This is a genomic window from Winogradskyella ouciana, assembly GCF_009709615.1.
Classification (GTDB): Bacteria; Bacteroidota; Bacteroidia; order Flavobacteriales; family Flavobacteriaceae; genus Winogradskyella; species Winogradskyella ouciana.
In genome coordinates this window covers 229,210-250,779 of record NZ_WJYA01000002.1, presented here as the reverse complement: position 1 = coordinate 250,779, position 21,570 = coordinate 229,210, and the positions used below count along the sequence as shown (strand labels likewise).

General features: G+C 35.5%; 20 protein-coding genes. 16 read left to right on the top strand and 4 right to left on the bottom strand.

Annotated features, from left to right (window positions below; all coding sequences use genetic code 11):
- The first annotated feature begins 54 nt into the window (after positions 1-54).
- The 6 genes from F1003_RS01970 (at position 55) to F1003_RS01945 (ending at position 5,217) form a co-directional block, all read left to right on the top strand.
- A complete protein-coding gene (locus tag F1003_RS01970; RefSeq protein WP_155087519.1) occupies positions 55-639 on the top strand; it encodes a hypothetical protein in 585 nt (194 codons plus the stop codon).
- A gap of 208 nt (positions 640-847) precedes the next feature.
- The gene (locus F1003_RS01965; RefSeq protein ID WP_155087518.1) at positions 848-2,581 is read left to right on the top strand and encodes a patatin-like phospholipase family protein; all 1,734 of its coding nucleotides are present in this window, start codon (positions 848-850) and stop codon (positions 2,579-2,581) included.
- A gap of 119 nt (positions 2,582-2,700) precedes the next feature.
- Positions 2,701-2,901 (top strand): CsbD family protein, encoded by a 201-nt coding sequence (locus F1003_RS01960; RefSeq protein ID WP_155087517.1) that lies wholly within the window; start codon positions 2,701-2,703, stop codon positions 2,899-2,901.
- 142 nt (positions 2,902-3,043) lie between these two features.
- Complete coding sequence (locus F1003_RS01955; RefSeq protein ID WP_155087516.1) at positions 3,044-3,553, top strand: redoxin domain-containing protein; 510 nt, start codon at positions 3,044-3,046, stop codon at positions 3,551-3,553.
- Between the two features lie 29 nt (positions 3,554-3,582).
- On the top strand, positions 3,583-3,990 hold the full coding sequence (locus F1003_RS01950; protein ID WP_155087515.1) for a VOC family protein: 408 nt from the start codon (positions 3,583-3,585) through the stop codon (positions 3,988-3,990).
- A 306-nt stretch (positions 3,991-4,296) separates the two neighbouring features.
- Positions 4,297-5,217, top strand: coding sequence for a mechanosensitive ion channel family protein (locus F1003_RS01945; protein ID WP_155087514.1), 921 nt, complete (start codon positions 4,297-4,299; stop codon positions 5,215-5,217).
- A gap of 231 nt (positions 5,218-5,448) precedes the next feature.
- Here the strand turns inward: F1003_RS01945 and F1003_RS01940 are convergent, their stop codons facing one another.
- Entirely contained in the window at positions 5,449-6,843 is a 1,395-nt protein-coding gene (locus F1003_RS01940) for an NAD-dependent succinate-semialdehyde dehydrogenase (RefSeq protein ID WP_155087513.1), read from the bottom strand.
- A 17-nt stretch (positions 6,844-6,860) separates the two neighbouring features.
- Positions 6,861-7,601 (bottom strand): SDR family oxidoreductase, encoded by a 741-nt coding sequence (locus F1003_RS01935; protein WP_155087512.1) that lies wholly within the window; start codon positions 7,599-7,601, stop codon positions 6,861-6,863.
- A gap of 334 nt (positions 7,602-7,935) precedes the next feature.
- Here F1003_RS01935 and F1003_RS01930 point away from each other — a divergent pair, with 334 nt between their 5' ends.
- A complete protein-coding gene (locus tag F1003_RS01930) occupies positions 7,936-8,364 on the top strand; it encodes an FKBP-type peptidyl-prolyl cis-trans isomerase (RefSeq protein WP_155087511.1) in 429 nt (142 codons plus the stop codon).
- 202 nt (positions 8,365-8,566) lie between these two features.
- Here the strand turns inward: F1003_RS01930 and F1003_RS01925 are convergent, their stop codons facing one another.
- Positions 8,567-9,310, bottom strand: a complete 744-nt coding sequence (locus F1003_RS01925) for an arylesterase (RefSeq protein ID WP_155087510.1) — start codon at positions 9,308-9,310, stop codon at positions 8,567-8,569.
- A gap of 26 nt (positions 9,311-9,336) precedes the next feature.
- Here F1003_RS01925 and F1003_RS01920 point away from each other — a divergent pair, with 26 nt between their 5' ends.
- Together F1003_RS01920 and F1003_RS01915 are read left to right on the top strand one after the other, a co-directional pair.
- A complete protein-coding gene (locus F1003_RS01920; RefSeq protein WP_155087509.1) occupies positions 9,337-10,026 on the top strand; it encodes an ABC transporter ATP-binding protein in 690 nt (229 codons plus the stop codon).
- Between the two features lie 47 nt (positions 10,027-10,073).
- The gene (locus tag F1003_RS01915; RefSeq protein WP_155087698.1) at positions 10,074-12,572 is read left to right on the top strand and encodes an ABC transporter permease; all 2,499 of its coding nucleotides are present in this window, start codon (positions 10,074-10,076) and stop codon (positions 12,570-12,572) included.
- Between the two features lie 98 nt (positions 12,573-12,670).
- Here F1003_RS01915 and F1003_RS01910 read toward each other — a convergent pair whose 3' ends face one another.
- Positions 12,671-13,669 carry an NADP-dependent oxidoreductase gene (locus tag F1003_RS01910; protein WP_155087508.1) on the bottom strand — a complete coding sequence of 333 codons (999 nt, stop codon included), beginning with the start codon at positions 13,667-13,669 and terminating at the stop codon, positions 12,671-12,673.
- Positions 13,670-13,877: 208 nt separating this feature from the next.
- Between F1003_RS01910 and F1003_RS01905 the strand changes: the two genes are divergently transcribed.
- The 7 genes from F1003_RS01905 to F1003_RS01875 all read left to right on the top strand — a co-directional run bounded on the left by F1003_RS01905 (position 13,878) and on the right by F1003_RS01875 (position 21,392).
- Entirely contained in the window at positions 13,878-14,378 is a 501-nt protein-coding gene (locus tag F1003_RS01905; RefSeq protein WP_155087507.1) for a hypothetical protein, read from the top strand.
- A gap of 207 nt (positions 14,379-14,585) precedes the next feature.
- Positions 14,586-15,770, top strand: a complete 1,185-nt coding sequence (locus F1003_RS01900; RefSeq protein WP_155087506.1) for an acyl-CoA dehydrogenase family protein — start codon at positions 14,586-14,588, stop codon at positions 15,768-15,770.
- Between the two features lie 127 nt (positions 15,771-15,897).
- Positions 15,898-16,953, top strand: coding sequence for a serine hydrolase domain-containing protein (locus F1003_RS01895; protein ID WP_155087505.1), 1,056 nt, complete (start codon positions 15,898-15,900; stop codon positions 16,951-16,953).
- A 274-nt stretch (positions 16,954-17,227) separates the two neighbouring features.
- The gene (locus tag F1003_RS01890) at positions 17,228-17,980 is read left to right on the top strand and encodes an HNH endonuclease (RefSeq protein ID WP_155087504.1); all 753 of its coding nucleotides are present in this window, start codon (positions 17,228-17,230) and stop codon (positions 17,978-17,980) included.
- A 60-nt stretch (positions 17,981-18,040) separates the two neighbouring features.
- On the top strand, positions 18,041-19,234 hold the full coding sequence (locus F1003_RS01885) for a hypothetical protein (RefSeq protein WP_155087503.1): 1,194 nt from the start codon (positions 18,041-18,043) through the stop codon (positions 19,232-19,234).
- A gap of 2 nt (positions 19,235-19,236) precedes the next feature.
- A complete protein-coding gene (locus F1003_RS01880) occupies positions 19,237-20,043 on the top strand; it encodes a hypothetical protein (RefSeq protein ID WP_155087502.1) in 807 nt (268 codons plus the stop codon).
- The gene (locus F1003_RS01875; protein WP_155087501.1) at positions 20,040-21,392 is read left to right on the top strand and encodes a DNA cytosine methyltransferase; all 1,353 of its coding nucleotides are present in this window, start codon (positions 20,040-20,042) and stop codon (positions 21,390-21,392) included. Before F1003_RS01880 ends, F1003_RS01875 begins: the two co-directional genes overlap by 4 nt.
- Positions 21,393-21,570 lie beyond the last annotated feature (178 nt).

Sequence of the window (21,570 nt, the reverse complement as noted above, 5' to 3'; positions counted from 1 at the left end):
GGGAATTAGAGATTTTTTGAAGCAATTTTGGTGCAACCCAAATCTTAAACAACCATGAAAAATCTTATTGTAGCATTTTGCCTCATCTGTTTTTATAGTGCTGTTAATCCAATATCTGCACAAGAAAGTCCTATTTACGATAGAGCAGAAGACCTGCTGAGTAACACAGATACAATTCCAGATTTTAGATCTAAAACCAATAAACTAAAACTAACTGGTGTCATTTACCAAAGTGACGGTGTAACTCCCGCTAAGGATGTCATTATATTTATTGAACAACCAGATGAAAACGGTGATTTTGATTTAAGGCAATCTGGTGATGATCGTTATGTGTTTCATAGAAGTTGGGTAAAAACGGATGAAGATGGTAGATATACGTTCTACACATTTGTTCCTGGTAATGATAGACGCTATAATCAAATGCAACAAATCTTTCCGATTATAAAAGAAGCTTCTAAACCAGAAGTACAATTAGAATCTTTACTATTTGATGAAGATCCTTTATTGACAAAAAGATGTAGAAAGCGTTTGATTAAAAAAGGACAAGAAGCAAGAATTTTAAACATAGAGAAAGAAGATGGCATGTTGGTTGCCAGTAAAGATATTGTATTGCCTGAGCATACTGAACCGAACTCATAAGTCAGCATACATTAATTAACCGTAAAAGCTCTGAATTACTATTCAGGGCTTTTTTTATATATAAACATTACGCTTTGAGAAAAAATAAAACTAAAAAATTTTATCTTTAGCTATCCCTTAATAATTCCCTGTTATTAATTCTATTGACACATTTCATATCTAATTTGCAGATATGCTTGTATTGTTATAAACTAAAAGGTAAACAACTATGTCTCAATCAAACACATTTCATTTAGGTTTAACTATGGCTGGTGCTGTTTCAGCCGGAGCTTACACAGCGGGTTTTATGGATTATATCCTGGAGGCTTTATCAGAATGGGAAAAGGCAAAACAATTAAAAAAAGAGCATATTCCTAATCACAATGTTGTCATCGATGCCATCGGAGGAGCATCAGCTGGAGGTATGGTAAGTATGATTACTGCTCTGGCTCTCTGTGATGGCAACCTTAAACCTGTTAAGAAAAAGTCGAGTACCAAAACAGGAAATATCCTTTACGACAGTTGGGTATTTTTAGATGATGATGAAAGTCTCTACGATAGAAGTGGAGATGGTGAAACCACTTTTAAAAAAATGCTCTCTAACTCTGATTTTAAAGATAATAAAGGTGCACCATCATTACTGAACTCAAAACCTATAGACAGAATTGCCGAGAAGGTTTTTGAGCAACTACCACAAGATGCGAGTAAAGATAATTTCCCAAGTTATATTTCTAAGGACTTAAGAATATTGCTAACGGTAACGAGCTTACGTCCTGTGGATTACAAAATTAAGTTGAGTAGGATAAAATCTAAATTTCTAGATTCAACTCCAGGACATCGCATAAGCAATCATGATATTGTTGCTCATTTTAAGGTGAATTATGATGAAATTAAGGACAAGAATCAATTTCTGCCCTTTAGACCATTATCCCCAACTTCAGATTCTAAATCTAACAGGGACTTCTTAGTTAAGGTGACAAAAGCTACAGGAGCATTCCCTGTCGGATTGGCGCCTCGTTATTTTGATACTGAATTTCCCACCGAGTACATACAGAACAGTTTAAAGAAACGAAAGGCTTTTACTGCAAGCATGGATTTAGAGTTTGAAAAAGACTTGAAAAAGAACTTTCAGTTCACTGCAGTAGATGGTGGTGCCATAAATAATGAACCTTTCGATGAAGTGCTACGCTGTCTTGAAGAAAACCACGGCCCTGAAGATGCCAAAAACCCAAAATACGGAACAGTGTTGATTGATCCCTTTCCAAATTTTGAAGATGAGATCATTAATTCAACACCTGATTATAAAAAGACAAGTATTATGGATATTGTGGGTTATTTGGTACCTACAATTTTAAATCAGGCTCGAAACAAACAGAGTGACACTTTCGCCTCAGGAATTTTTAAGATTATGGCTTTTCCAAGAAAATTAAAATTGGGCCAGGTTGATGAAGAAGTGGATCATCCACCTTTGGCAACAGGAGGTATCGGAGGTTTTGGAGGTTTTTTGGATATTGAATTTAGGAAGCACGATTTTTTTCTCGGCCGCAAAAATGCCAGAAACTTTTTAAGAGGTGTATTCTTTACAGAATGTAATCCTACTGATCCTAATAATTTATTTCATGGTATCAGCGCATCGGCTATTGAGGAATTCAGTAGAGTAGTGGACGGCAAGACCTATATGCCCATTATACCAGATGTGAGTAAGTTAGATCCAAATGATGATCCTAATCCTACAAAATATGAAATTCAGGATTTTCCAAAGTTTAATGCAAAAGCCTTTAAAGCATTAGAGAAACCAATTAAAAATAGAGTCAAAGCTATTCTCAAAGCTGAACTCAATACGAAATTTTCAGGATTCTTCTGGTGGCTATCTCGTGGCATCGTTATTGGTAAAGTCTCGAGAAAACTTACCAAATGGGTTATGGAAACCATTGAAAAGGACTTTAAAAAGCGTGGAATGTAAACCTCAATTTCATTTGCAACAATTTTTAATTTGATAGCGATAATCGAAGCTAACGATTCATTTTAAATTTAATGTAGATAAATCATATTGGTTTATCACAACTTTAAAACTAATTGATTATGAGCAAACCATGGCAAGATAAAGCAAAAGGCAATTGGAACATTGCTAAAGGAAAATTAAAACAAGAATGGGGCGAACTTACCGATGATGATTTAGACTATGAAGAAGGTAAGGAAGACGAGCTTCTAGGACGAATTCAAAAGCGTACTGGTGAAACCAAAGACCGTATTAATGACTTCTTGGATAATTTAAAGTACTAATTTCCTAAAAAAGGCAAGATTAACAATCCTACTTCGGTGGGATTTTTTTGTTTATTATTCATATCAATTAAAATCTAAATCTATTGCGTTAAATGTAATGCTATTATATAGCTATTTTAAATCTTAAAATAAAATACATACTATGATAAAACCTAGAGAAACATCTCCTGAAATAAAAATAAACCTAGTCAATGACACCTTATGGGAATTGAGTGAACAGTCTCCTAAAAATTTCTCGCTTATACTATTCTATCGAGGCAAACACTGTCCTATTTGCAAAAAGCAATTGGAAGAACTACAAAAGAAGTTATCGAAGTTTATTGAACGTGGTGTTAATGTTATTGCCATCAGTACTGATACGGAAGATGTAGCCAAAGCCACTTATAATGAGTGGGATATTGCAGATATACCTCTTGGATATGGGTTATCTATTGAAGAGGCTAGAGATTGGGGATTGTTTGTCTCCAAAGGTATTAAGGATAGTGAGCCAGAGTATTTTACTGAGCCAGGACTGTTTCTATTAGCTCCTGATCAAACTATATATTGGGAATCCATACAGTCTATGCCTTTTGGAAGACCTAGCTTTAATGATTTATTAGGTGGCATAGATTATATCCTTAAGGAAGATTACCCAGCGAGAGGCGAAGCATAAATAGTCTAACAATTTAAAATAAAAATATTATGAAAGTACAACCATATTTAGCCTTTAAGGGAGATTGTAAAAATGCATTAGAGCACTACCAATCTATCTTGGGAGGCAACATTGTAAACGAACAAACTTATAACGACGTAGAAGCAGACATACCGGGAAGCTACCGCAATAAGTTACAGCATGCTGAGCTTAAAGGTGATGGTTTTCACATTATGGCCTATGATGCATCACCAGATACTCCATTGACCAATGGCACTAATATTAATATGAGTATTGATGCGGAAAGTAAGGATAAGGCGAAAGACATCTTTAACAAGCTTAGCCAAGGCGGTACCATACACACACCGTTTCAAGAAATGTCTTGGGATGCCTGCTATGGCAGATGTTCCGATAAGTATAACGTTAGTTGGATGGTTAATTATAAGAAGCAAGGTTAGTTTTATTAGTTAGCCGAATTATTAATTAGGTCTTTGATTAATTAATAATTGAAAAGCACAGTTTTCATAACTGTGCTTTTCGCATACTATGTATTAAGAATGGATACGTTAGTAATTCCATGTAGGAAAAATCGATAGTTAACCCGAATATGATACGCTTAAGACCCGAATTAAACCCGAAGATGATACGCTTATGCCATATTCATTTATTTGCAATAGGAAATGTGTTCTTTTTAAAATGTTTCAGGTTAATTCTTCAACCCATTATTCACGATTTTATAAAATCAAATAAAAATTTTGCACACTATGTTACTTATTTCACAAACAGCTTCTGACACCATTTGGGATTCCGTTATGGACTATTATGAAAAATTATTAGGGCTATTGCCACGCATCGCCTTGGGTATCTTGATTATTGTTGTTGGTGTACTTATTGCCAATCTTATTACCAGTTTCTATAGAAAACGTATTCTTAAAAAAGCTGAAGATCCATTAATGGCTCGGTTTTTAGCGCAAGCCATAAAAATTATCTTGGTCATCATTGCTATACTATTGGCTCTACAGGTTGCCGGATTAAGTGGTGTTGCCACAGGCGTTCTTACTGCTGCTGGAGGTGCCGCGATTATTTTAGGGTTTGCATTTCAGGATATTGGAAAGAATTTTTTGGCAGGTATTATCCTTGCTTTTAACAGACCATTTAATATTAACGATACCATAAAAATTGATAATCACTTTGGGAAAGTGAAGGCTCTGAATTTTAGGTATGCACATGTTAAAACCTTCGATGGTCGAGATATTTACATTCCCAATAGTGATGTGCTTACCAAGCCCGTTGAAAACTATACTGCGGATGGTTTTTACCGAAAGGACTTTATTGTAGGTATTGGTTATGAGGATGATATTGATGCCGCCAAGCAGGTTATTGTTGATATTTTAGACAGTAATGAATATATAGTTCAGAATGATGATGACCATGAAAGCTTTGTGATTGAAGACGAGCTTGCTGCCAGTACCGTTAATCTTAAGGTTTTCTTTTGGGTTGACACCTATGACTATCGTAAATCTGCGGCTGTTATACAAGGTATTATTATTCGGAAAGTAAAAGAAGCTTTAGAGGATAAAGGCTTTAACCTCCCTGCAGATATTAAGGAATTGAAACTCTATGGCAACGAAGAGGATATTCCTTTGCGTGTAAAAAAAGATCCTAAGGATGTTGAAAAGGCATAAAAAAAGTGAATTTAGATTAGGTGGTCTAAATTCACTTTATCATATATTCCTTCAGTTGGCATTATCCTACTAAGTGCAATGGGTATATTCTCAGCTGTTTAACTTTAAGTACCCCAAATATGATACTCTTAATATACAATAAATTATTGATTTATCAAATTGATTAACAATACTTTATAAGCTCATCCTCAATTAAGCAACTGCTTTTGTTGAGACTTGCAAAGACTCTACTTATTCTGAAACAAGAATGGCTTTAATATTTACGAACTCTTTCATTCCAAAGCCTCCGTGCTCACGTCCAAAACCTGAGTTCTTTACACCACCAAAGGGCATATTGGGTTCTGCCAATCCGAAGGAATTGATGAATACCATACCTGTATCAAAATGTTTTTCCGCCAATTCAACAGCGCGTTCTTTATCTTTTGAAAAGATTCCTCCTCCCAATCCGAAACGACTATCATTGGCAATGCGCATGGCATCTTCCTCGTCTTTTGCTTTTATCAATGATGCTACAGGACCAAAAAGTTCGTCATCATAAGCTGGTTGACCTGGCTCCACCTGTTCTATAACGGTTGCAGGATAAAAGTAGCCCTCACCATCAGGAATTTCGCCTCCGCACAAAATCTTGGCCCCTTTGTCTACACTTTCAGTAACCTGATCGTGCAAGGTTTCTCGCAAGTCCTTACGCGCCATAGGGCCTAATTTGGTATCTTTTTCATTAGGATCTCCCATTTTTAAATCCTTCATAGCTTTTACAAAGCCTTCCTTAAACTCGTCATAAATAGCTTCTACAGCAATAAAACGTTTTGCCGCAATACAAGTTTCACCATTATTATAGATTCTACCCATCACACATTTTTTAACGGCCTTTTCAATATCGGCATCTTCAAGAATTAAATAGGCATCGTTACTTCCCAGTTCGAGAACGGACTTTTTAAGCTCGGCTCCCGCTTTTTTGCCAATGGTCTTTCCAGCATCTGGGCTTCCTGTTAATGTGATACCTCTTACTAATTCATGTTTAATAAGGTCATCGGACTGCTCGTGTTCTATCACCAATACCTGAAATAAATCCTTTGGCAAGCCTGCTTCATTGAAAATAGCTTCCAACTTTTTGGCTGTACCTGTAACATTAGAGGCGTGCTTTAAAAATACAGAGTTACCAGCCATAAGGTTGGTGATGGCATAGCGAATGACCTGATAGCTCGGATAGTTCCACGGTTGAATACCATAAATAATACCGATGGGCTGATAGGTAATGATACCACGACCACCATTGGAGAGTTCGCGCTCTTCGTTTTGTAATACGTCTGCTGCATTGTCTGCGCAGTAGTTACAAATGGCGGCACACAAATCCACTTCTTGATGACTCTGCTTTAAGAGTTTCCCCATTTCGTCCGTCATGAGTTGGGATAGCTCCTCTTTATGATCCTTTAAGGCTTTTCCGATAGACTTAATAATCTCTCCACGATCTTCAAATGATTTATGGCGCCATTTTAAAAATGCCTTATGAGAATTCTGTACCGCAGTTTCTATTTGTTCGTCGGTCATATATCTATAACTCGAGAGTTCTTTTCCATTAAGCGGATTAATAGTTTTAAATGATTTTTGTTTTGTTTCAGTTTCCATAGTTGTTTTTTGGTATTTTATTTTTGTTCGGTTGGTACAATGTACACATCATTAATATTCACACGTGCTGGTTGTGTTAGGGTATAGTGAATGGCGTTGGCAATGTCTTCAGATTCCAAGGTGGTCATCTTTTGCATTTCCTTCATTTTTTCCTTAATGTCCTCATCGGTAATGGTACTTGTTAAATTGGTATCCACAGCACCTGGCTCAATAGAGGTAACGTTAATGCCATATTTTGGTGAGAGCTCTTGGCGCAGACCTTCGGAAAACATCTTTACTGCCGACTTTGTGGCGCAATAGACCGCTCCACCTGGGAAATAACGATGTGCTGCCATGGACGAAATATTGATGATATCACCACCTTTGTTTTTTTTGAGTTCTGGCAATACCGCAGCAACACCATTGAGCACGCCTTTAATATTAACATCTACCATTTGTTCCCATTCGTCGGTCTTTAATTTTTCTACAAAGGATAAAGGCATTAAGCCTGCATTGTTAATGAGTCCGTCCACTTTGCCAAATTTATCAACCGTTTGTTGCACGGCGTTTTTAAAATCGTCTGATTTAGTAACGTCTCCAGAGATTACCAAGGCCTCTCCGTTATTATTTTCAATGTCTTGTTTAAGGGTTTTGAGTTTATCTTCGCTACGTGCCATCAGCACTACTTTTGCACCGTCTTGTGACAGCTTTTTTGCTGTTGCTTCTCCAATTCCGCTTGATGCTCCTGTAATAATCAGGACTTTGTCTTCTAATGTCATAGTTTTTTGTTTTTGATTTATGACAAGGTACCTGTAATTTCAAGGGATGGTTAGCTCTAATACAACTATTATTTGCTCATATATAGTATATAAGTTAGGTGATTGTAAAGTGTGTTTACGATAATTAAATTCTATGATTATTGAATTTTGAAATGCTTAGACCAGCTCAGTATATTAATAATTAGTAAGACATCACGTAATGGCACTTTCGCAATTAGAAGTAGCCCTAAACGTTAAGGTTTTTATAAAATCCCATATTATTTCCGTTTCATTCTTTTAACCATTATGTAGCCCATACCTTTGCAGCGTTTTTTATTAATACAAAGTAATAATTATGAGTAAAGTAAGAGAAAATGATGTGGTAAAAGTCCACTACACTGGAAAATTAAACGATGGACAAGTCTTTGATAGTTCTTTGGAAAGAGAGCCCTTAAAAGTAGAATTGGGTAAAGGACAATTGATACCAGGTTTTGAACAAGGACTTATTGATATGGCCGTAAATGAGAAGAAAACGATTACCGTAGAAAAGAAGGATGCCTATGGCGAGGTTGATGAATCCCTTTATCATAAAGTACCTAAATCAGAATTGCCTGAGGATATCAACCCTGAAGTTGGAATGGGCTTAGTGGGCTCTAGTGCAGATGGTGGTCAGCAACAGTTTAGAATTATAAAAGTTGAAGATAAGGATATCATCTTAGATGCCAATCATCCTTTAGCAGGTCAGGATTTAGTATTTGACCTTGAAGTGGTTGAGATTTTATAATCTGATTAAGATATCATAAAGCTTAAACGTCTTATCTATTTGGTAGGGCGTTTTTTTTGTTAGGATACTTGGATTGTGCTCATTCTGACAGTTTAGTTAAAACAGGCTGTTTCGGTGTTTTAATGAGATTGCTTTACCTCGACTGCGCTCAGCACAGGCTCAAGCCTCGCAATGACCCTTCGAAAAGCTCAGGGCAAGCTATTTATAATAGAGGTTTTAGATACTCCCAAACCGTATTGGCAATAATCTCATGCCCTTTAACCGTAGGGTGGATGCCATCGCTTTGGTTAAGTTCTGCGATACCGCCAACATCCTTTAAGATGAATGGGATGAAAACCACATCGTTTTTCTTTGCTAGTTCTGCATACATGGTTCTAAATCCTGAAGTGTAATCTTGGCCCATATTTGGTGGCAGTTCCATGCCTGCTAAAATGATTTTGGTACTAGGGTCTTTTTGTTTTACGGCAGTAATGATGGCTTGTAAGTTATTACGTGTTTCTGATAAGGGAACACCTCGTAAGCCATCGTTGGCACCAAGTTCCAGCAAAAATATTTCAATATCCTGATTGAGAATCCAATCGATACGGCTTCTACCACCTGCAGAAGTTTCACCACTCACACCTGAATTGACGACCGTATAATTAAGGTCGAGCGAATCAATCTTTTGCTGCACCACTGCTGGATAAGCATCATCGGTTGTCTCGAGACCATAACCAGCCGTGATACTATCACCGAAAAACAGAATAGTCTTATTGTCTGTGGTTTCTGAATTCTCCGTCTCTTCAACAACTGTATCATCTTTATCCTTGTCGGTTTGTTTGTTGTTATTGTTTCCACAGGAAACCATCACCATGCACAGCATTATAAAATAACAAAACTTTAAGATTTTATGCGGTATGGAATTTAGAAGAATTGAAACCAATTGATTATTTTGAGCCAGATTCATAAGCAATACAATAAACGTCACTATTTATGTCAAAGATATTAAAGATTAATGGTCTTGAGAAAACATATACCAGCGGTAACAAACAATTAACAGTATTACATAATATTAGTTTTGATGTGGAACAAGGGCAAACCTTTTCCATCGTTGGGCCTTCAGGTAGCGGTAAAACCACTTTGTTGGGATTATGCGCAGGCTTGGATGCACCAAATTCTGGAAGTGTAGAACTATGTGGCCACGACCTAAACACTTTAAATGAAGATCAACGCGCCCAATTACGGAATAGGGAAGTGGGCTTTATTTTTCAAAATTTTCAGTTGTTGCCTACACTTACGGCTTTAGAAAATGTTAGTGTGCCGTTGGAATTGCAAGGAGCAAAGCATGCCGCTAAGCGAAGTATGGAACTATTGGATCAAGTTGGATTAGCTGATCGTTTTCATCATTATCCTTCACAACTTTCAGGAGGTGAGCAACAGCGTGTAGCTTTGGCGAGAGCCTTTAGTAATTCACCATCCATTTTATTTGCTGATGAACCTACAGGTAACCTTGATGAGGAAACTGGAGAGAAGGTCATTAAGTTATTGTTCGATTTAAATAAAGCGTCCAATACAACTTTAGTTATCGTTTCCCACGATCTGGACTTAGCAAACCGTACCCAACAGATCCTTCGTTTAAAAGGAGGGCAAATTCTAACCAATCAACCTACAGCAGCACATTGAAGTCTAACGTATTAACATCAAAAACCAACATGTCATGGTTGTTTAAGATGGCATGGAGAGATGCTAAAGCCAGTCGTGTACGACTTGTATTGTTTATGGCATCTATTGTATTGGGAATTGCCGCTGTGGTATCGATTCAGTTGTTTCGCGATAATCTTCAGGATAATATTCAGCAGCAATCTAAATCCTTAATGGGAGCTGATTATCTTATTGATATTGACGAAACACCCAACGAACGTGCCCAAGCGATTATAGATTCCTTAAATCCTGTGGCTACGGAAGTGAATTTTGTATCCATGATTGCATTCCCGAAAAATGGAGGAACAAAATTGGTACGTGTCAGAGGATTGGAAGGAGCATTTCCGATTTATGGAAAAATGAAAACCCAACCCGAATTGGCATCTTCGACGTATCAAGATGACCAAGGTGCGCTGGTCGATGCTACGTTAATGTTGCAGTATAATATTGAACCTGGCGATTCCATCAAAGTAGGGGAATTGACGCTACCGATTATTGGGTCGTTGAACAGTTTACCTGGTAGCTCTGCGGTGATGTCATCCGTTGCACCACCTGTAGTGATTCCGTTTGGATTAGTGCCAGACACGGAACTGCTTCAGTTTGGAAGCCGAAAAGAATACCAATACTATTATAAAGCAGATGCTACTACCGATTTGATTCAGTTGGAAAAGGTGTTGGAACCCATGCTCGATGCCGAAAAGGCTGATTTAGATACACACACCAGTACCAGCAGGCGACTAGGACGTCGTTATGAAAACATGGGCAAGTTTTTGAATCTCGTTGCCTTTATAGCCTTGCTTTTGGGCTGTGTCGGGATTGCAAGTTCGGTACATATTTATATTCGTGAAAAGCTGAAACATATTGCAGTATTAAAATGCTTGGGTGCTTCTAGACGCCAAAGTTTTCTGATTTATCTGATTCAGATTGCAGGTATTGGAATTATTGGAGGTTGTATAGGTGGTCTTATTGGGATAGGGATTCAGGAATCCTTTCCGTATATCTTACAGGAATTTTTACCTTTTGAGGTGAGTATTTCCATAACGGCTCAGCCGGTCATAATGGGAATTGTGCTTGGATTTTTAATGGCTGTGCTTTTTGCCTTGTTATCTTTGCTCAACACGTGGTATGTATCACCATTACAAGCTTTACGTATTAGTGACACGAGCAATTCCAATAAGCCGAAAGTGGCCAGATTTGCTGTTTTTGGAGCTATTGTTTTGTTCTTATTCTTATTTTCATATTGGCTTTTAGAGCATATACCTTATGCTATTGCGTTTGTCATAGGTATGCTGATTACTTTTGCCATACTTGCTGGCGTCGCTACCTTAATCATGAAACTGATAAAATTATGGTTTCCAAAATCCTTGGGTTATACCACAAGGCAAAGTCTTTTAAACTTATATCGACCTAATAATCAAACCTTGGTACTAATTGTAGCTATTGGTTTGGGTACCTTTTTAATCAGCACCTTATATTTTACAAAGGACATTCTGCTGGCTAAAACCGAGGTTGGAAGCGGAGCACAATCTGCCAATATCATTATGTTAGACGTTCAACCCGAACAAGGAGAGGCCATTAGCAATACCATCGCTGGAAATGACTTGGAGGTCATCGATAATATTCCTTTAGTGACCATGCGCATTCATAGCGTAAAAGGTATGGAAGCTAACGAGGTGCAACAGGATACGACCATACGTATGAGGCGTTGGGTGTTTAATCATGAGTTCAGAACGACTTATCGCGATAGCTTAATAGCTTCAGAAGAAATTCTGGAAGGGGAGTGGGTTTCCGAAGTTTCGGCAGGTGAGGTGGTTCCAATTTCTATTTCAGATAATGTTGCCGAAGATGCTCAAGTCACTATTGGAGATAAAATTGTTTTTAATGTACAAGGAGTCCTTATGGAAACCGTTGTAGGAAGTATTCGTATGGTAGATTGGGGACAGTTGCAGCTTAATTTTTCGGTGGTGTTCCCAAAAGGAGTATTGGAAAAAGCACCACAGTTTAATGTGTTAACGACCAATGCACCAAATGAAGCCAGTTCAGCACGTTTGCAACAAGCTGTGGTTAAGGACTTCCCTAATGTCACGATTATTGATTTACGACAAGTTTACACTATTGTTGAAGATATTTTGAGCAAGGTCACCTGGATCATTAATTTTATGGCGTTCTTTAGTATTCTTACTGGTATTATTGTGTTGATAGGTTCCGTGCGGACGAGTAAATATCAACGCATCAAGGAAAGTGTTCTTTTAAGGACTCTAGGAGCCCAAAACAAGCAAATCCTTAAAATCTCTGCCTTAGAATATTTATTGCTGGGCTTGGTTGGTAGTTTAGTTGGTATTGTATTAGCTTTAATCAGTGCGATGCTCTTAGCTTTATTTGTATTTAACGAACCGTTTGTGCCCTCAGTGATTCCGTTTGTGGTATTTCTACCTATCATTTCACTGTTGGTATTAGGGATAGGGTTGAGCAATATTAGTGGTGTATTGAATAGTTCGCCTTTGGAGGTATTGCGTCGGGAGGTGTAATTAATTATTACTTTCAACTTTATGAACATAAAAAAAGGGAATTAAAAGATGATCACATTTTTAATTCCCTTTACTAGTATAATTTATTAGCCTGCTATTTAAATTTTTACTACCATCTTCCCTTTATTCTTACCATCAAACAAATCAATAAAGGCTTGAGGAATGTTTTCAAACCCTTCAACGATTGTTTCAGAATAGGTGAGCTTGTCATCTGCTAACCAACCTGATAAGGTTTTAATAGCTTGTGGAAATTTGTCTTCAAAATTAGACACTATAAAACCTTGCATGGAAGCGCTATTTTTTATGAGAAATGGTCGTACACTAATACTTTTTGGGATTTCGGTATTGTTATACACTGCTATGGCACCACAATTCACCGTTCTGGCAAATTTATTAATGTTAAACAATACAGCATCAGAAATAGGACCTCCCACATTATCAAAATATATATCCACACCATTTGGTGCAACTTCTGCAATAGCCTTTGTTATATTTTCGGTAGTATTGTAATTGATGCCAGCATCAAAACCAAACTTAGATTTTAGCAACTCAACTTTTTCATCGGAACCTGCAATACCAATCACTTTGAGTCCTAAAATTTTTCCTATTTGTCCAACGACACTACCAACAGCACCTGCAGCACCAGACACCACTAATGTTTCGCCTTCTTTTGGCTTCCCAATTTCTATTAAGCCACAATAAGCCGTTAAGCCAGTCATACCCAAAATACCTAAGTATGCACTTAAATCTGCTTTGGAAGGATCTACTTTTTGAAGTCCTTTGCCGCTCGACACTTGTTTTGTTTTCCAGTCCAACATTCCGGATACATAATCACCTTCCTTAAAGTTGTCATTTTTAGACTCGAGAACTTTAGCAATAACACCAGAATGAATGGGTTTATTGAGTTCAAATGGTTCTACATAAGATTTGGCGTCACTCATTCTTCCTCTTAAATAGGGATCAACGGAAACATAAAGCGTTTCTAAAAGTAGTTGCCCATCTTCAACAGTTAGACTATCCTCTTCCTTAATGAATTCAAAATCAGATGGACTTGGTGTTCCTTTAGGTCTATTTTTTAATAAAATGGTCTGTATCATAATCGTTTTTTAGTTGTCATTAAAATAAGGAAAAATGAATACACATGGACTGTATTAACATAGATTTATGGGTTTGTAAATTGTATGTAGAATTAGTCGTGGTGTCTTGCAGAGTTTGACTATGGAAGTGTTGCGTAGTGAAGTCTAGAAAATAACTTTTGATGACATTCTTGATTTTGATCGATGCTATATAAACAAAATCAAAATTATGAAAACCACAACAAAATTAGTAGTACTTCTACTCACTGCAAGTTTTATTTTCTCTTGTTCTAGTGACGACAGTAATGAACCCGAAGGGCAGCTCCCTATGGTGTTTAATGTAGATCCCTTATTGTACAAACAGTACGATATAGATATTAGCCCACAATTTAGCAATGTACAGGTCTATGCTTGGGCAGTATTTACGGTTCAGCCAACCGCAAGTCAATATACCTTGACTTATACCTGTGAGACAGCACCACATTTAAGTTTTCAAATTACGTGGCAAAATGGTGAGCCCATTCCAGATCCTGGAGCACCACCACCAAATTGGATTCCAGGTTACGAATTAGGTATTATTAATGGGCAATACCATATAGTTATTTTGGGTAGTGGCTGTCAAAGTGGTATAGGTGGCTCTTGCACTGTTAATGGTGAAACACCAAATTTATTAGAAAGCAACCTAAGAGACATACAAGGTACTGTTGAAGTCCGTATAGATTTTGAATAGTAAAATTTTAAGTTCAGTTTACAAAAGCATCCATTGGGTGCTTTTTTTATCTTTAAGCGTGACTGAACAGAGCTTATAACCAAATCATTAAAAGCGTATTGAACACATAATTGCCAATTGATGAATTCTCGTTTAAAGTAAACTACTGAGATTAGATTAAAACATAAAAAGGCACTATCTTTAGATAGAATTAACCTTTTCAAAGCCATGTTAAAAAATGTACTATTAGAACGCGACATCTATGCATCAGAAGAACATAAAATGATGCAGAGTATGATTCAAGACTTCATACAAAATGAAATGATGGATCAAATCGATGAATGGGAAGAAAACGGCATGGTCAATCGCGCTATTTGGGAACGTGCAGGTGAATTGGGTTTACTCTGTATCGATATGCCTGAAGACTATGGTGGCAGCGGATTGGATTTTAGTTTTAGTGCCTTACTCATCGAAGAAATGAACAAAGAAGGTATAACTGGTCCAGGCTTCTCACTACATTCTGATATCGTAGCACCATATCTCTTAAAATACGGCACCGAAGCCCAGAAACAAAACTACTTACCTCAAATGGCTTCTGGTAAAATGATTACCTCAATTGGCATGACAGAACCCAATTGCGGTAGCGACCTTAAAGCTATACGAACAATAGCAGAAGATAAAGGTGATCATTATTTGGTCAACGGACAAAAAACATTTATCACCAATGGCTATATGTGTGATATGTCCATCGTTGCCGTGAAAACCAATTCAGGAACTGAAAATGAAGGCGTCTCTTTATTAATTATAGAAACCGCATTCGATGGTTTTACCAAAGGAGTGCCATTTAAAAAAATAGGCTTAAAAGCCCAAGATACCTGCGAATTGTTTTTTGATAATGTAAAAGTCCCAAAAGACAACCTATTGGGAGAAGAGGGTCAAGGTTTTAAAATTATGATGACAGAATTGGCACGCGAACGTTTGTCAGTGGCACTTGCTGCCATCGGTGGAGCAGAGGGAGCCATAGAAAAAACGATAGCATATACTTCCACAAGAACTGCTTTTAAACAGCCTATTGCACAATTTCAGAACACACAATTTATACTTGCAGAATGTGCTGCTCAATTGCAACTCAACCAAGCCTTTATAGACCGTTGTACACGTTTGGTCTCTACTCATCAGCTCACTGCCGAAAATGCTTCTATAGCAAAATATGTGGCCACCGAAATGCATGGTAAAGTTGTTGACGAATGCCTACAGTTATTTGGTGGTTATGGCTATATGTGGGATTATCCTATTGCACGTATGTATGCCGATAATAGAGTGGCTAGAATTTATGCTGGCACCAATGAGATCATGAAACTATTAATAGCACGTGGTTTGTTTAAGGAATTGTTTCAAAAGAATAAAGCGTAAGGTCTAATATATACAGAGAAAAAACTCAATTCATCCCTAACATATTACAGTTCGGTAATTCACAATTTAATCATAGTCTGATCTAAGATATATTTGAACCCTAAATTACAATCAGCGGTATACATTTATGGAAAGCACCAAAAAAAAGCCCTCAAAAGGAAAACAGATATTCAGAATCGTATTATTTGTTGGGACTTTTATATCCTTATGGTTTGTGCCATGGATTTTAGTAAAGGCATGGCTATTACCACTGCCAGACACTGTTCAGGAACAAGTAGACCAGACTTTAAGTTATGGCTTTGATGGTGTTATTGTATATGTAGATGAAGCCGGTAAACCACCAGCATTCTACACGGCTGGTTATCATAATCGCGACCAAAAAATTCCTGCTAAACCAAACGCTTTGTTCAAAATAGCGAGTATAAGTAAGCTATATGTCGCTGTAGCTATTACCAAATTAGCTCATGAAAAGCGTATCGATTTAGATGAAACCCTCTCTGATTATTTTCCAGAACTTATAGGAAGAATTGAAAATGCCAATAAAATCACCTTGCGTATGATGGTACAACACCGAAGTGGTATTCCTAATTTTACGGATAGTCCTGATTTTTGGAAAAATCAACCCAATACTGATATCGATGTGCTAGACTATGCACTCGATTTACCAGCTACCTTTGAGCCCAATAAAGATTATGGCTATTCAAATACCAATTATTTATTGCTTTCTAGAATCATTGAACAAGTAACAGGAGGTAGCCGTCAAGAGTATTTCAAAAAAGAAATTTTAATACCACTTGGACTGAAAAATACATTTGGATCCATTGACGAGGTAAATCTAGACGATGTTATGAGTGGTTATTATGTCGGTATTGATAAGGACTTTAAGGACGAGAATAACGGCATGATGATAGCTACAGCAGAAGATGTCGGTGTTTTTTTAAGAGCTTTAAACGATGGTTCACTGCTTGATGAAGAAGAAATGGACATCTATAGGTCTATTTATGAATTCAATCATGGAGGCTTGGCACCAGGTTACCAATGTATGGCAGAATACCATAAGGATATTGATGCTGTTGTGGTGCAGTTTATGAACACTACCGATTTTGAAGGTTATCAATGGAATTTATTGGAAATAACGCATAGTCGTGTTGTTAAGATTTTGCTTGAGGCAAAGGGATTGTAAAACATTCATGATAAATTATGTAACAAGTATTGCCCAAAAGCACTATTACGCTAATTGTTGCTTTGTGTCCTATAATGTACTTGCGTTATGTACAACATGGGCTTTATTCACAAGGTTTCTATTTTAAATTATTGAGCTCATGAATCTTCGATTTGGTTAAAAGCGCATGTTAAGACATAGTTTCTAGAAAAATTTGATCTATTATTTTCTTTACTTAGTTAATGAAATACTCTTTTTCTGAAAGGGCAGAGGAGTGGAGGAAAATGTGTGTGGAATGGGAATTTTAATTATATTTAAAATAAAAGTTTTAATGGCTAAAATCACACAAGAACATATTAAAAAATCATTCGAAATAGCAAAAAGTATTTATGAAAATAGAATAACGCAAAAAAAAGGTTTAGATGAGTTAGTAGATTTCGGAATGAATCGAAATTCCGCATCAGATTATGTTTACAACTATCAATGCATGATGATTGGAAAACTTATGACAAGAAATTCAAATGTCTTTGGTACTGAATATTATTTAAGTAAAATCTATGAGAATGAAGGTGAAAAAGGATTGCAAAACGCCTTAATTTCCTTATCCGCTCATTTAGATTATTATGAAAACGTATCTAATACTAGAGTTTTAAAACGAAGAAAAATTTATAATAAGTATTTAGAAAAACTAGAAAATAAAACTCAACTAGTTTTTCCAGACGAAATAGAAAAAAGTGAAAAATTTTTAGAAGGTAAGTCAAAAAAAGTATATGTCAATGTGTTCGAAAGAAATACAGCGGCTCGAAATAAATGTATTGATTATTATGGCTACATATGTCAAATCTGTGACTTTGACTTTGAGAAAAAATATGGTGAGATTGGAAGACATTTTATACACGTTCATCACATAATAGATATATCTTCAATAGGTGCTGAATATGAGTTAAACCCTATTTTAGATTTAGTACCTGTCTGTCCTAATTGTCATGCCATGTTACATAAAAGAAAGCCCGCATATTCATTAGAGGAAATTAAAAAACTTATATGATTATCGAATAAGATAAAAATTGGATAATATCTTTATATTTGTTATAAATAACGCTAATCAATGACTTTTGCAGGTAAAGGAAATAGAAGACCACAATTAGATATTCAAATTGATTTAATTCAAGTTGATAAAAAGAACCCTCGTTTAGTACCTTATTTAGAAAATCCAGATGAGGCGACTCAATTCGATTTAATTTCAGTTCTTTATGAAAATTTTGACACTGAAGTCGTGGCAATGTCTTTAGTCGAAAATGGATATTTTGACGAAGAACCAATAATAGTAGTACCTAATAAAATACCTGCAGATTTTTCGTTTTCGACTTATCAAAATCCTGATGATTTAGCTGATGCTATTAGTAACTTAATTGACCATGATGAGATTAGTTTTACCGTAGTTGAAGGAAATAGAAGAACTTCGGCAATAAAGCTAATAACCGATACAACTTTAAGGAAAAAGTTAGGAATTGATAAATTTTATCCAAAAACCAATAATGATTCTGTTGTATTAGATATAACAAACATTCCTTGTATAATTTATGAGAAAAGAGAGGATGTTTCATCTTACCTTGGAGTAAGACATATTGCAGGATTACTAAAATGGGAAGCATTTGCTCAAGCAGCTTACACAGCTAGTGTTATCGATCAAGAACTCGAAAAAGGACTCTCAATAGCTGATTCAATAAAACAAGTACAAAAAGTTGTTGGCGATAGATCCGATAAACTTAGGAAACAATACATAACATATAAATTATTTTTAGAGGCAAAGAATAATCTTGAAGATTTTGATGTTAGACCAATTATAAATAAGTTTTCGTTATTAACAGTTGCATATAATTCCGCCTCAATCAGAGATTATATTGGAGTTGACTCTTATGCAAAGGTAGACCTAGAAAATGAATTAGTTGAATCAAATAAACAGGATGAGTTTAAAAATTTACTGACATGGATTTATGGAAATAAAGAAACTAATGAACAACCTGTTTTAACAGATTCTAGAAAAATAACTAATACGTTAAGCCATGTGGTAAAAGAACCTGAAGCCGTAGAGTTTTTAATTCAATTTAAAGATTTGGAAGGAGCATATGAAAGAACTGGTGGTGAAAGAGATTATTTATCTAAAAAATTAGTAAGTGCAAATAGAGCGATACAAACTTCTTTAAAATTTGCATATAAATATAAAAACGATGATGAGTTGTTAAAACAAGTTGCAGAATTAGAGGAATTGATTGCAGCTTTAAAAAGTAATTTATCATAATAATGTCACAATATATTAGTTTCAAAGTTGGGAAAGAGATTGAATGGCTTGAATTGAATCTACTAAAAAACAATCAGCCGCTAAGTAAATCAAAAATAAGTGATTTAGCAGTTGGAGTAGATGAACAAACTATTGATGGATGGCTAACCACTTTAGAATGGAGAACATTTTTATACAATAAACCTATCTACGAAGTCAAAGGAAATAAGATTACTCCAAATTTTTCATGGGATCAAATTCCTGAATATTTTTTATGTTTATATTATTCATTTAATGGGGCAAATGATAATTCTGGCGGAACCGGTTTATTTGAAAAAATTTCAGCACAGGCACTTAAAAATTTCCTTAATGGTGAAGTCTTTACTTTTGGTTTCCCTGCTGGAAAAGGATTTAATGAGAATTTAGATGAAATAGAAAAATTATGTTATGAAACTAGAAATATGCAGGCAGATTCCTCATATAAAGATGATGGTGTAGATGTTTTAGGATATAAATCTTTTCAAGATAAAAGGAGTTCTAATTTATATGTTTTACAACAATGTGCAGCTGGGAAGCATTGGGCAAAGAAGAGGGCAATAAACATGAACAATTGGACTAATTATTTAGTTTGGTTTCCAGAAAATATTATACAATCAATTTCTACTGTGGAGTTTGTTCAACAAAAGACTTGGAATAAAAGAACCTCAAGTTTTGGGATGCTTTTTGATAGATTAAGAATATATAATTTCTTGTATGAAAAGAATGTAGAACCCAGTTTACGAAGTGAAGTGTCTAAATGGTGTAATGATAAAATTACTCAAGGAATATGAGGTTTATAGATTTATTTGCTGGTTTAGGTGGATTTCACGTAGCTCTTGAAAATCTTGGTCATGAGTGTGTTTTTGCAAGTGAGAAAAAAGAAAATTTAGCTTTACTTTATGAAAAGAATTTTAATATTTCTGTAAATAGAGATATAACAAAAGTTGACATTTGTGAAATACCTAAATTTGATATTTTATGTGCAGGATTTCCTTGCCAGCCATTTTCGAAAGCAGGTGACCAGTTTGGACTTAATGATAAAAAAAATGGTAATCTTTTTGATAAATTAGTGGACATTATTGAATACCATGAACCTGAGTTCTTCATTTTAGAAAATGTTCGAAATTTAAAAAGTCATGATAATTTTAATACCTGGAAGTATATTAAAGATAAACTTGAAAATAAATTAGGTTATTTCATTGATGATGAAATTCTATCTCCTCATAATTTTGGTATTCCTCAACATAGAGAAAGAATATTTATAATTGGCTCTAAAAATGGTTTACAACATTTTAATTGGCCAGAACCTTCAAAATCCACAGAATCAATTTTAGAATTTTTAGACGTAAACCCTAAAGAAGCAACTAAACTTGAAAATGAAAAAATATCAGTAATCAAGCTATGGCAAGAGTTTATTAATAAAATTCCTTTAGAAGATAGCTTACCTAGTTTCCCAATTTGGAGTATGGAATTTGGAGCAACCTATCCTTTTGAAAATGAAATACCATATAGAAGTTCTTCTAATGCCTTAGGGAGATGTAAAGGCAAGTTTGGAATTCCTTTGAAAGGAATGACTAGAAAAGAAAAATTTGAAAATTTACCGAATTATGCAAAGAAAAATCAATTGCATAAGGAGACAAAAGAACCAATTCAATTTCCAAATTGGAAAAAGCACTACATAAGAAGCAATAGAGCTTTTTATGAAAAGTATAAAGTGGAGTTGGAGCCAATTGTGAAAAAAATTAAAGATTTAGGTGTGTCTAGTTGGCAAAAATTTGAATGGAATGTTCAAGGAGGAGAGAGAGATTTATCTAAATATATATTACAATTTAGAGGTTCTGGAGTTAGAGTTAAAAAAACTGATTTTTTTCCTTCTTTGGTAACTGTTAGTACTCAAATACCTGTTATTGGCTGGGAAAATAGGTATATTACACCAATTGAAGGCGCAAGAATACAATCTTTAAATGGAATATCATTACCAGAAAATCTTGGTAGCTGTTTTGCAGCTCTTGGTAATGCGGTTAATGCTCATGTTGTTGAATTAATTGCTTCTAATTTGATTATTGAAGTTGAGGAAAACAATCATGAAGATATAGATTTGCCAATTGATATATCCAATAAGCAGAAAGTTGCTATTTAGTATTATTATGTAAAATAGAATTTCAATATTTAGCTCGGCCTCATAAAATTTTGGTTAAAACAATAGGTGAAATGAGCGTACATATTTTAGGGGTTTAGTAATACATAACGTAAAGAAGTCTAACTATAAATGGAACTTCAAAGCAATCTTAGCTAGTTCAAAAGTTTCCTAAAATATA